Source organism: Brachybacterium sp. J153 (assembly GCF_036311905.1).
Taxonomy (GTDB): domain Bacteria; phylum Actinomycetota; class Actinomycetes; order Actinomycetales; family Dermabacteraceae; genus Brachybacterium.
Window position 1 is genome coordinate 87487 of the sequence record NZ_JAZDCH010000009.1, and the last position, 12509, is coordinate 99995.

General features: G+C 71.3%; 9 protein-coding genes. 3 read left to right on the forward strand and 6 right to left on the reverse strand.

Features of this window, described 5'->3' with window-relative positions; translation table 11 throughout:
* The first annotated feature begins 15 nt into the window (after positions 1–15).
* Positions 16–558, forward strand: a complete 543-nt coding sequence (locus V1258_RS05400; protein WP_329748704.1) for a hypothetical protein — start codon at positions 16–18, stop codon at positions 556–558.
* A 6-nt stretch (positions 559–564) separates the two neighbouring features.
* On the opposite strand, the gene V1258_RS05405 is transcribed toward V1258_RS05400, so the two are convergent.
* The 6 genes from V1258_RS05405 to wecC form a co-directional block, all read right to left on the reverse strand.
* Positions 565–1230 carry an SGNH/GDSL hydrolase family protein gene (locus V1258_RS05405; protein WP_329748705.1) on the reverse strand — a complete coding sequence of 222 codons (666 nt, stop codon included), beginning with the start codon at positions 1228–1230 and terminating at the stop codon, positions 565–567.
* 219 nt (positions 1231–1449) lie between these two features.
* Complete coding sequence (locus tag V1258_RS05410) at positions 1450–2247, reverse strand: hypothetical protein (RefSeq protein ID WP_329748706.1); 798 nt, start codon at positions 2245–2247, stop codon at positions 1450–1452.
* On the reverse strand, positions 2240–3925 hold the full coding sequence (locus tag V1258_RS05415) for a heparinase II/III domain-containing protein (protein ID WP_329748707.1): 1686 nt from the start codon (positions 3923–3925) through the stop codon (positions 2240–2242). The genes V1258_RS05410 and V1258_RS05415 overlap by 8 nt, the downstream gene beginning before the upstream one ends.
* Positions 3922–8115, reverse strand: coding sequence for a glycosyltransferase family protein (locus V1258_RS05420; RefSeq protein ID WP_329748708.1), 4194 nt, complete (start codon positions 8113–8115; stop codon positions 3922–3924). Before V1258_RS05420 ends, V1258_RS05415 begins: the two co-directional genes overlap by 4 nt.
* Positions 8112–8999: a hypothetical protein gene (locus V1258_RS05425; RefSeq protein ID WP_329748709.1), complete on the reverse strand. Its 888-nt coding sequence runs from the start codon at positions 8997–8999 to the stop codon at positions 8112–8114. Before V1258_RS05425 ends, V1258_RS05420 begins: the two co-directional genes overlap by 4 nt.
* A gap of 83 nt (positions 9000–9082) precedes the next feature.
* A complete protein-coding gene (gene wecC, locus V1258_RS05430) occupies positions 9083–10336 on the reverse strand; it encodes a UDP-N-acetyl-D-mannosamine dehydrogenase (RefSeq protein ID WP_329748710.1) in 1254 nt (417 codons plus the stop codon).
* A 272-nt stretch (positions 10337–10608) separates the two neighbouring features.
* On the opposite strand from wecC, the gene V1258_RS05435 reads away from it, so the two are divergent.
* Together V1258_RS05435 and V1258_RS05440 are read left to right on the forward strand one after the other, a co-directional pair.
* Complete coding sequence (locus V1258_RS05435; RefSeq protein ID WP_329748711.1) at positions 10609–11418, forward strand: ABC transporter permease; 810 nt, start codon at positions 10609–10611, stop codon at positions 11416–11418.
* Positions 11399–12490, forward strand: a complete 1092-nt coding sequence (locus V1258_RS05440) for an ABC transporter ATP-binding protein (protein WP_329748712.1) — start codon at positions 11399–11401, stop codon at positions 12488–12490. The genes V1258_RS05435 and V1258_RS05440 overlap by 20 nt, the downstream gene beginning before the upstream one ends.
* Positions 12491–12509: the final 19 nt, after the last annotated feature.

Below are 12509 nucleotides of genomic sequence, written 5' to 3' on the forward strand. Positions count from 1 at the left end.
CCCGAGGCCCCCACGGTGCAGTCCTCCGATGCGGGAGGGGAGGACTCGACCGCCCCCGCCGCAAGCGACGGCGGCGCGGGGGCGGGCCCCGATGCGACGGTCCCCGCCGAGGAGGCGAGCGGCAGCCCGGCTCCCACCGTCGAGGCACAGGCTCCCGGCTCCGCGCTGGTCGTCACCGGGGTGGAGATCGCCCCGCCCGAGGGCTGGCAGGTCACCGGGGTCTCCGCCGACGACACCTCCGAGGTGGTCAGCGCGACCTCCGAGGACGGACAGCTGCTGTCCGTGCGCTCGGTCCGCTCGGAGATTACCGCGGAGGAGCACCTCGCCGAGCTGCGCGCCGCGGACTCCGACCAGGCCGCCGACGCCCCGGAGCTCGTCGCCGACGGGGAGACCCTGCAGGGTGTCGAGACGCGGCTCGCCACGAGCGGCGGCGAGATCGTCCAGCTCCAGTACGTCACCCGCCGGGGCGACTCGCTGATCACCATCGACCTGGTCACCACGGCCGAGGGCCGAGACGCCCTGCTCGACCAGGTCGCCTCGGGCACCACCTGGACCTGAGCCGGGTCAGCTCGCTGCCGGCTCCCCCTCGGCGAGGGCCAGCAGCAGGTCCGGCAGGCGGTGACCTAGCTCCTCGGCGTACACCTGCTGCCCGCGCAGGTTCAGGTGCATCTGGTCGTAGAAGAGCGCCGGATCCTCCATGAACTCCTGGGAGTCGAGGAAGGGCACTGACTGCTCGGCGCAGACCTCTGCCGCCACTTCGCGCAGCAGCGCGAACCGCTGCAGGGCCCGCGCATAGCGCCCGCGCTCGCCCCGGTACAGGGCCTGTAGGGCGGCGTCGGTCGAGAAGTCGCCGCGACGGAATGGGGAGGCGACCACCGCGAGGTCCACGCCGAGGGCGCGCGCAGCGGAGACCAGGGCGCGCAGCAGCCCCGCGCTCGCCTCCCGCGAGGAGCGCTCCACGGAGGGCACCTCCGCGGCGGGGACGAAGGGGCTCACGTTCTTCGATGCCGACCAGTAGTGGCCCGCGGCGATCAACGCGTTGCTGTCCGACATCGGCACGAAGTACACCAGGCGGTTCCGCCCGGACGCGAAGGGGACGATCTTCGCGGGCAGCTGCGTGAGGGCATGCAGCGTGGTCATCCCGCTGTACCCGCCGTTGAGCACCCGCCAGTCCGCGGGCAGCCCGCGCTCGATCCTCGACGGGAACCGCTCGGTCTCCGGCGCGAACATATCGACTCGACGAACGAGCCGCCCAGCAGGACCAGCCGCCGCGTCGCCGCGGGGCGGTCGTTGCCGGTGGCGAGTAAGCCCTCCGCCGTGCCGCGGCGCCGGAACGGGCCCTCCGGCAGGGTCTCGTCGGCGATCGACCGGTGGAAGTCCGTCGCGGCGACGGTGTCGTCCACCCCGGGGGCGATCTCCTTCAGTCGCAGGCTGCGCATGCTCCCCTGCTCAATCCTGCGACGCGTGCCGGAAGTAGCCCTCGTAGCGCGCCATGTCGGTGCTGATGATCCGTGCCGGCACCCCGGCGACCACGCAGTTGTCGGGGATGTCCCGGGTGACCACGGCGTTCGCCCCCACGACCACGTTCGAGCCGATCGTCCCGCCCACGCAGCGTGCTCCGGCCGCGATGTGCACCCGGTCGCCGATCACGGGGGCCTTTACGCGCACCCGCCCGCCGATGGTGACGTTCTGGCCGATCTTGACGTCCCGGCCGATCTTCGCGCGGGCGTGGATCACGCAGCCCACCCCGCCGTAGGCGAAGGTCGTGCCCTCGCCGATCTCCGCCGTGGCGGGGAGATAGCAGTTGAAGCGCTCATGGATCCATGTGGTGAAGAAGTCGGCCATCTCCGTGTTACCGGCGAAGAGCTGCTGCCGGGCGAGGCGGTGGACGGTCATGATGTCCAGCTCGGAGAGCCGCTCGCGGATGCGCGCGTTCCCCCCGTCGGTGAGCACGTACGTCTCCACGGCGAGCCCGTCCGGGACGGCGTGGTCGCGGTGCGCGAGCCAGGTCAGCGCGTGCAGCTCCGGATCGGCGAGCGCCTGCTCGGCGCTCACCACCGGGGAGCGGAACAGCGTCTCGCCCACATGGGTCCCCGACATGTCGAGGATCGCCGCGGTCCGGTAGGTGCGCGAGAGCAGCCGGGCCAGCACCTCGGACCCGCTCCAGCAGCCCACGAGCCCGAGGGACAGCGGGGACTGACGGCGCGGCACCTCGGCGAAGGACTGCGGGGTCACGGGATCAGGCATGGGTCCCCTCGGGGAGCGCGGTGAACAGGGGGATCGCGTGAGCGCCGAGGCACACCTCGTGTGGGGCGACCTCGACGGCGACCTCCGCGGTGGGAGAGATCAGGGTGAGATAGTCGCAGCGGCCGTCCTGCGGCGCCGAACGGCTGGTCAGGACGGCGCTCGGGACGGTGCGGCCGAGGCCCGCCCCGGCCCAGCCGGTGGTGGTGAGCCCGCGCTGGCCGCGCGAGACGTCGATGTTCCCCACGGGGAGCAGCTGGCGGATCTCGAGCTCGCCGCGGCCGTCGCGGAGGCGGATGCTCTCGTTGCCCGTCCGGTCCGCGACCTCGAGCGAGGGGCCCGCATGGAGGAGCTGGCGCACCACGGCACCCGCGGCACCGACGCGGATGGTGTCGTGGACGAGCACGCACTCGGGGTCGTGGAGGAAGGTCACGGTCCGCTCCCGCGCGACCCCGCGGTACGGGGCGTCGGCGAGCACGAACTGCTCCCACTGCGGGGTCTCGATCCGGCGCACCATCCGGGTCTCGGTGAGCGGCCGGTACGGGCCGGCCCCGGCGACCAGGACCTGGCCGTGCCCGTACTCGCCCAGCTCGTACGCCCGCCGCTCGGGGTTCGCGTAGCCGGAGAAGCCGGCGTCGCCGATTACCTCGCGGCCCCCGGTGTAGTAGTGGAAGCTCGTGTGGTCGCTGTGCCCGTGCACGGCCCGGCCGGGACCGAAGCGGAGCGCGAGGACCGATTCCTCCGCGAACGGGCGCTCCGTGCCCCAGCCGCTGCGGGCGAACGCCCAGCCGCGGTCGAAGACCTGGATCCGCCGTGCGGGAGGCTCGCCCGTCGCGCCCCGGCTGGTCACGTACTCGAGCGGCGTGCCCGGGATCGGGGGGGTGCGGGTGTCCAGCGAGTCGCCGATCGCGAGGAGCATGCCGTCCGGCCGGCTCGCATGCACGAGGAAGTCCACGATCGCGCGGCGGCGGCGCAGCACCGGCGGATGCGGGATCCCGCAGCGGTCGAGCTCGTCCTCGAACTGCCCGAACTGCTTCCACACGTAGTAGTGGTATACGGAAGCCTGCTCGTTCGTCGCCCCCTGCAGGTCGCACATCGCGGTGATCGCCTCGGTGGCGCGCTGCACAGCGAGGTCGATCCAGGGCTGGTGGGAGACCGTCGCGCCGACGGCGAGCAGGGCGAGTGACTCATCGAACCCGTGGTTCCAGGCTCCCGAGTAGTTCGCCGGGTCCGCGAGATACGCGCCGTGCTGGTGTAAGGCCGCCACGTAGGCCTCCGAGGCGGGGATGATTCCCGCGGCGAAGGCGAGGGCCTGCGCGCGCATCGCCGTGGTGTGCCGCATCCAGGGCGGGGTGTCGTGGACGACCTCGGGGTGCGCCGCGATCCAGCTCTCGATGAGCCGCTGCGCGAGCTCGCGGTATCGCTCCTCCCCGGACTCGTCGAGCGAGCGGTAGATGCTGAACAGGTACTCCATGTTGTGGAGCCGGAACAACCAGGAGCCGTCGTGGGCGTCAAGCGTCCAGTCCACGGGGTCGCCGACCACCGTGTCCGGGTAGCGGGAGGTGTGCATGACCCCGGCGGACCACTGATCTGCGATACGCCGATAGTTGCCGGGGATCTCCGTCCTCTCGCCGTGGCCGGTGGACAGGTCGTGGGGGAGCGCGGTGGGGAGGTCTGTCACGAGGCGGCCTTCGGCATCCTCCACGCGTAGGGACGGGTGCCGTCCCCGGGGCCGGCGAGATGACGGCGCCGGAGCGAGGTGTCGGGTGCGCCGAGACCGGGCGTGATCATCGGGTCTCCTTCTGCGGTGTCCGTGCGGGCGCTCAGCACGTCGGCATCGACGAAGAGCGTCGCGAGCAGGAGGTCCTCGAAGTGGGTGGGAGGAACTGCTGATCGCGAGGTGGTCACCCACTCTAGTGCGTCCGCCGAGTCGGCGATCGCCAGACCGAGCTCCTCCGCCAGCCGGCGCAGCGCGGGATCCGCGGTCACGACGACCGGCCGGAGCGACTGCCGGGCTGCCGCCTCGACCTGGGACGCCTCGTCCACGATCCAGCCGTAGGCGGGGAGGCCCCCCGGGTCGACGGCGAGCCCGGCGGTGCGGAGCATGAGCACGAGGGCCTGGTCCGCGCGGTGGGTGCGCAGGACCGTGCGCAGCTGGTCCCAGGCGGTGCGCAGCCGGGCGTCCTCGTCGGATAACCACAGCGCCAGGTGCTCGTCCCAGGCCTCCGCCGAGTCGAGCACCGGGAAGGCGGCGCCGAGCACCTCGCAGATCCCCCGCCCCGCGCCCGAGGCGACCACGGAGCCGCTCGCCGCGATCTCGACCACGCGGCGCGAGAACATCGACGGCGAGTCCGAGACGGAGTTCACGTTGAGATTCACGGGATGGGACTTGTAGACGTCCAGGACCTGGTCATAGGGCACCGAGCCGACGGAGAACTCCTGCAGCTCCTCGGGCAGGCGGTACGGCGAGTCCGGGCGGTCCCGCTGTCGGTCGTAGATCGTCAGCCCATGCCGCGCGGCGACCTCGAGGATGGAGCGCAGCTCCGCGGAGCGCTTTGGGTACCGGCTGCCGTAGTAGGTGCCGGCGAAGGCCGCGGTGCGGGTCCACGGCCGCGCGCTGGGCAGCGGGTTGTGCAGCTTCGGCTCGGCGTAGAAGGGCAGCGAGGAGGCGGAGAGGTTGCGATTTTCCTGGGCGAGATAGGCCGGGAGTCGGTCCGCGTCGGTGGTGAACACGTGATCCATCCGGCTCGCGGGGAGCGCGAAGGACCGGAAGTGGACCGGGTCCTCCTTGTTCCAGAAGAGGACCGGGATGCCGCGGTCCCTGGCGCCGTCGAGCAGCCGCCACAGATCGGCGGCCTCCTCCTCGCCGTGGTAGGCGATGCCGTGGAACCACTCGTGGTCCGGCCCCTCCCACGCGGACTCGACGATCACCGCGTCCAGACCGTCGAGCTGGTCGGCGCCCGCGCGGCGGGCGAGGGCGACCGTGGGCACCGTGGTGCTGATCGTCCGACGGGTGAACTCGTCGGCGATCAGACCGATCCGCAGGTCCTCGAGGTGGACGGGCGCGGCGTCGGCGTCGGATCCCGCCGGGCGGGCGGTGCCGTCGGTCGCGGCGCCGATCGGCTGCGCCTCCTCGACGAGCCGGTTGTGAATCTGCCCGAGGTACTGCCCGGTCTGTCCGGGGAGCTCGAGCCGCTCGATCTCCTCCGCGCACCAGGCGATGCCGAGGCGGCGCGCGGCGATCCGTGCCGCGAGCACGGTGCCGAGCGGGCCCCGGGCGATGATGACGGCGGCACGCTCGCGGATCGCAGCGCGCGTGAGGGCGTCGACCGCGAGCAGGACGTCCTGGTCGAGGGCGCCGACGGACTTCGGCGCCCCCACGGGGACGGTGCGGAGCCCTTCGATCGGCTCCTTCCGCTGCGTCCCGGTGACCACCGCGCACCCGGGCTCGGGGCGGTAGAGCGGGGCGAGGCCGACGGGAGCGACGAGGGAATCGTCGGCCCATCCGGCGAGGCGGCGCCAGCCCGCGACGCGCGCCTCCTCCTCCGTCAGCAGATCGTGGTGCTCGGCGAGGACGCCCTCGGCGGCCTCGGCGCCCTCCGCCTCGAAACGGCGGTCCAGGAGCGCGAGCGCCTCGGCGCGGTTCTGGGGCGCGGCGTCCTCCTCGAGCAGGCTGCGGCCGCGCAGCGGCGGCTCGGCACCCCGGGGAAGGCCCAGCAGCTCGGTCCAGTGCTCGCGGGCGATCATCAGGTCGTACTGCGCGGCGCGGTCCTTCGCGGTCGCGCCGAGCTCCGCCCAGCTGTCCGCATTGCGGTGGGCGAGGACGAGCTCCGCGAGCTCCTCCGTGCTGCCGCGCACGAACTCCCCGCCGAAGATCTCCTCGGCGCCGTCCCGGTCCCACACGAGCGCGGGCGCGCCGGAGGCCATCCCCTCGATCGGGGCGAGGTGGAAGGTCTCCCGAGAGCTGGGGCTGGTCATCCAGCCGATGCGGCGGAACCAGTTGCCCATGTCCGGGCTGAACGGCTCGAACACGACGTGCTCACGCAGCTGCGGATCGTCAGCGATCGAGCGGAAGAAGGCACGGTAGGCGTCCTGGCCGGCGGGCTTGCGCCACTCCCACGGGTACTGCCACGGCACGCGACCCCGGAGGTGCAGCTGGAATCGGTCGTCCTCCTGCAGCAGAAGGCGCAGCAGGTCGACGGCGCGGTCCGGGCGCTTGAGGAAGGGGACGTAGCCCGCGAGACCCAAGTGGAACTGGGCACCGGGCAGCTTCGGCCGGTCGAGATCCCCGAGGTCGATGGTGTTGGGGATGACCGTGGTGCGGTTCTCGGGCCAGCCGAGGGTGCGCAGAACGTGGCGGCGGTAGAAGTCCGAGACGAACACGAAGGCGTCGACGCGGCGCGGGTCGAGGTCCGTGATCCACTTCCCGCGCACCTCGAAGCCGTGGAAGCGCACCAGCAGGCGCGTGGCCGGCGGGAGGTGCTGCGCGTAGAACACGGCGTTCGGTCCGGACCACTCGCAGATCACCGTGTCCGCCCAGGCGGCGTGAGCGAGGCTCTCCTCCCGGTCGTGGGCGGCGAGGCGGTGCCACTTGTCGATCCGCAGCTCGACGTCGTCGCGCTGGCGGAGCGTCTCGAGGAGGTCCGAGGCGAACTTGAGATCGTGCCCGGCGACGACCACGCGATGGCGGCGCTCGTGGACCTGGAGCGCCCCGGCGGTCGCGGGATCGGCTTCCGCACGGGCGAAGTACGCGCTGAAGCGCTCGGCGGTGGCCTGCATCGAGTACGAGCCCACGGCGGCCCGCGCGCGGTGGGCGGCCTCGGCGAGGACCCCCGGTTCCGCCGCCGCCCGCCGCAGGACGGCGACGACGTCGCCGCCGTCGACGAAGAGCGGGTAGTCCTCGCCCAGCAGGTCCTCGTGCATCCGCGTGCGGTTGAGGACGGGCGGGGTCCCGAGCGCCGCGCATTCGAGCATCTTCGTGGAGATCTCGGGGCTGGCATCCAGCTCCGGGTCGCGCCAGCACAGGCCCACATCGGCCCGTGCGACGATGTCGAGCACCTCGCGCCGTGGGAGTCCGCCGTGCCAGGTCACGCGCGGCCCGGGCATCTCCGCCGCCGCCTTCATCGCCGCGAGCCAGTCGTGGTCCGCCCCGGTGTTCTGGAACTTGTCGCCCACCAGGTCGAGGGTGGACTCGTGGCCGGCGGCGGCGAGCTGATCGGGCAGCTCGGTCATCTCGAGCGTGTTCCAGAGCCGCGCGAACTTGCCAGCGTAGACGAGGCGGAGCGGATCACCGGCCTGCCGGTCCACGGCGCCGTCGCGGAAGGCCTCGTCGGGGACGATCGGGTTCATGACAAGGGTCTTGCCCGTCATGGCGCCGTTGAGGGACTCAACGATCGAGCGGGCCTCCTCGGTCTGGAGGAAGATGCGCCGGGACTGCTCGGCGATCGTGTCCAGGAGATTCCGCTCGTGCTCGGTGGGGGAGAAGCTGAAGGCAGCGCCCTCGGTGAGATAGGGCCACAGGCGGCCGGTGAAGCGCCCGGAGACCGCGAGCGCCGCGGCGATGTCGAAGCCCCGGGAGATGATCACGTCGAAGTGGTGGCGGCGATCGAGCACGGCGACGCGGCTCGCCGCGTGGCGGGGCTTCATCCCGGCGAGCCCGGAGACCTGGTCGTCGAACGGGGTGTGGAGGGCGAGGCCCTCCAGCTCGGTGAGACCGGTGATCTTCTCCGGGTCCTGGACGTCCGCCTTCAGCAGCACGTGCACCTCGGAGCCGGTGCGGTGCAGGCAGCGGGCGAGCGCCTCGAGCCAGATGCCCGAGCCGTCGCGATAGTTGAGGTTGACGTCCCCGTAGAGCAAGATCCGGCGGCTCATGCGTGCCCCTCCGTCCGGTCGGTGGCGATCTCCTGCAGGTGGGATAGGAGCGACGTCTGCGGGGCGCCGGCGGCGGCCTCGAGCTCCTCGGGGCCGAGCGGGAGCGAGACCGCGCTCGAGCGGCGCAACGCCGCGGTGTGGACGTCCGGCGGCAGCGCCGAGCGCAGCAGGTAGACGGGGACCTTGTGCGACTCTGCCCAGGAGACGCCCTCGAGCAGCTCGCGCATCAGGGCGGTGCCGACACCGGTGGTCGCGCTCGACCAGACGGCCGAGGCACGCAGGGCCTGCTCGTCCAGCAGGATCAGATCGGGCCGGTCCCGCTCGAGGGCGGGGACCACCTCGCCGGGGAGCCACGGGCGGGCCGTGAGCTCGGGGAGGGGGCGGGGGTCGAAGATCCCGCCCACTGCGAGCACGCGCTGCGGGGTGAGCATCGTCGCGAGCGTCTCGTTCGTGAACGGATTCGTCACCTCGGGGGTCGAGGCCCGACCGGCGGAGGCGGCCGGGCGGGGCGCGCCAGCTCCCGCCGGCGCCGGCGACGCCGCGGGCGCGGCGCCCGCCGGGAGGCCGTGCTTGAGGCGGTCGTTCACGTCCTGGGTGCGGCGCATGAGGCTCGCCCCGTACTTGCCGGACTGCTTGTTCCCGGCCTCGACGGCGCGGTGCACCTTGTTCGTCCCCTGGGTCACGGATCGCTGCAGCGTCCCCAGCAGGCGTTCGTGCTTGATCAGGCGTCTCTGGAGAGTGCGCTGCATGAACGTGATCGAGGCGAGCCCCACCATCACGCCGAGCAGCATCAGGGTCAGACCGACGCGGGGGCTCCAGATCTGCACCACCGCTCCGAGGACGAACAGGACGAGGGCCGCGGCGGCGGCGAGACGGGTGCTCATGGCGCGATGCTCCTGCGAGATCGGTCGTTCACGGGATGGATCTGTGCGGCCGCACCGTCAGGAGAGGGGCCGCGGGAGGTGGCTCAGCGCCACAGCCCCTTGGTGTCGATGACGACCTTCTCCTGGAGCGTCGAGCGGTCGAACTCCTTGAAGGGGTCGTGGTCCACCATCACCAACACGATGTCCGCGCGCTCCACGGCGTCCTCGAGGGTGGCGAGCTCGACATTGGACTTGCCGGCGAACTCCTTCGGGAGCTCGTCGATGTTCGGCTCCACCACGAGCACCTGGCCCTCCGGCAGGCGGTCGGTGAGCGCGACGGCGATGTCCTTCGAGGGCGACTCGCGCAGGTCGTCGATGTTGGCCTTGAAGGCGATGCCGAGCGCTGCGACCACGGGGTTCTTGAACTTGTCCGCCTTCTCGAGGACCTTCTCGAGGACCAGCTCGGGCTTGGAGTCGTTGACCTCGCGGGCGGTGCGGATCAGGTTCGAGAACTCGCGGTCGGCGGAGACGATGAACCAGGGGTCCACGGCGATGCAGTGACCGCCCACGCCCGGGCCGGGCTGGAGGATGTTGACGCGCGGGTGGTGGTTGGCGAGCTCGATCAGCTCCCACACGTCGATGCCCTGGCGCTCGGAGATGATCGACAGCTCGTTCGCGAAGGCGATGTTCACATCACGGAAGGCGTTCTCGGTCAGCTTCGCCATCTCGGCGGTGCGGGCATCGGTGAGCAGCAGCTCGCCGTTGCAGAAGCTCGCGTAGAGATCGCGGTTCAGCTCACCGGCCTCGGGGGTGAGGCCGCCGATGATCCGGTCGTTGTCGACCATCTCGATCATGATGCGGCCGGGCAGCACCCGCTCCGGGGCGTGCGAGAAGTACAGCGAGTTCGGGAGGTTCGGCTCCGTGGTGAACTCGGGGCGCAGCTCGAGGATCACCCCGGCCATGTGCTCGGTCGCGCCGGGGGGCGAGGTCGACTCGAGCACCACCAGCTCGCCACCGGACAGCTTCGGGGCGATCCCGCGAGCGGCCGCCTCGATGTAGGAGAGGTCCGCGTCGTGGTCGCCCTTGAACGGGGTGGGGACGGAGACGATGTAGGCGTCGGCCTCGGGGGTCTCGGTCTGCGCGGAGAGCTTGCCCTGGGCGACGGTGCCCGCGACGACGGTCTCGAGCCCCTCCTCGACGAACGGCACCTTGCCGGCGTTGATCGCGTCGACGTTGCTCTGCTTGATGTCCACGCCGATCACCGTCTTTCCCGCCTGAGCGAGCACGGCGGCCGTGGGCAGACCGATGTAGCCGAGGCCGATCACAGCCACGGTGTCGAGGGGGACGCTGGGACTCACGAGAAGCTCCTGAGGAGTGAGGACGGCGCGGAGGGGCGAGACGGAGGAGGATGATCTCGCCCACCGTAGCGCGTGGGCGGGAACCCGCGACTGCTGGTGTCACGGGTGTCTCGCTGTCGCGGAAGGGCATGCACAGGAAGTCGCGTATCGTTCAGGCGTGATCCGTCGGGCCGAGGAGTCGAGCAGTGGCAGGTGAGGTGCGGACGTCCTCGGACGTCATCCGGGCGCTTCGCGACCGGGGACAGGACCCGAGTGGGCTGTCCCCGATCGGAGTGCGACCGCCCCTCGGTACGTATCTCCGCGAGCTGTGGGAGCGCCGCCACTTCATCTGGTACGACGCGCGGCAGCGGAGCTCGACGCAGAACACGTCGACTCGGCTCGGCAATGTCTGGCTCTTCCTGCGGCCGCTGATCGACGCGGCCTTCTACTGGGTGATCTTCGGGGTATTGATGGGCGTCGACCGTGGCGTCGACAACTTCCCCGCGTTCCTGATCATCGGTCTGCTGATGTTCCGCGCGACCGGGTCGGCGATCAGCTCAGGCGCGATGCTCATGCGCGGCAGCAAATCGATGATCCGTGCGTTCAACTTCCCCCGCGCGGCCGTGCCCATCTCGAGCGTGCTGCAGGCCTCGATGTCGTCTGTGGCCACCATGATCGTGATCTGCTTCGCCATCACGATCATCCCGCCCTTCGCGCCGCCGAACCTCATGTGGCCGCTGATCATCCCGATCTTCCTGCTGCAGGCGCTGCTCAACCTGGGGATCACCTTCATCACCGCTCGGATCGGCTTCCACCTCCCGGACATGGCCAACGTGCTTTCGGTGGTCAGCCGCTTCCTCATGTACGGGTCAGGCGTTATCTTCCCGATCGAGGCGTTCATCAAGCATCCGACCATCCGCGAGATCGTCATGCTCAACCCGGTTTACCGGATCCTCGACATGTCCCGCACCGTGCTCATCGACGGCGCGGTCCCCGCCCTCGACTCCTGGCTCATCCTCGGCGCATGGGTGCTGGTGCTCCTGGTGGGCGGCTTCGTCTACTTCTCGCGAGGGGAGGAGATCTATGGTCGAGAGCTCCGCTGACCAGAGCGTCGAGAGCGCCCCGCACGACGAGACCGACGACCTCGGCGCCGGCGACGGTGGCTCCCTGTGGATCGCCCCCGAGCACTCCCCGCTCACCGTGGTCGCCCACCGGGTGCGGATGCGCTACAAGGTGCCGCGCGCCGACCGCACCCCCCGCAAGGGCCTCGCGCAGAAGATCACCCGGCGCCGCCACATGGTCTCCGTCTCCGCGGTGCGGGGCGTGGACCTCACGGCCCGCGAGGGCGAGTTCATCGGCATCATCGGCCGCAACGGCTCCGGCAAGTCGACGCTGCTGCGCATGCTCGCGGGCGTCGAGCCGCCCACCTCCGGCGTGGTGCTCGCGAGCGCCCGCCCCCAGCTGCTGGGCGTGAGCGCCGCCTTGATCGGTGACCTGACCGGGGCGGAGAACATCAAGCTCGGCTTCCTCGCCCTCGGCATGTCCCCCGAGCAGGCGGACGAGCACTTCGGTCGCGCCGCGGAGCTCTCCGCCCTCGGCGACGCGATCGACCTGCCCATGCGCACCTACTCCTCGGGCATGTCCTCGCGCCTCAAGTTCGCGATCTCCGTCATGGCGGAGCCCAAGATCCTGATGATCGACGAGGCGCTCTCCACGGGCGACGCCGCCTTCGCCGAGCGCTCCAAGAAGAAGATGGACGACCTCCTCGAGCGGGCCGGCACAGTATTCATGGTGAACCATGCTCCGCGCACCATCGAGAACGTCTGCTCGCGGGTGATCTGGATGGAGAAGGGCCGGATCGTCATGGACGGGGACACCAAGGAGGTGTCCAAGAAGTACCGCACCTTCGCGTACTTCCTCGCCCAGGAGCGGCCCGAGGAGGCCTCCGCCCACCTCCAGGAGTGCATCCTCGAGGGCAGCGCCCAGCGGGTCGACGCCCAGCTCACCGGGCCGGAGCCGCTGCACCGCCCGGCCCCGTCCGACCCGCCGGAGCTCGAACCGGACCCCTTCGCGCAGATCTTCGAACGGGAGATGAAGAAGCAGACCTTCCCCGGCGGCGCCGCACCGCGCCCCGCCGGGCGACGTGCCGCGCGCGGCTCCCGCGCCGCCCGCTGAGCCGTCGCCCGGACCTGCC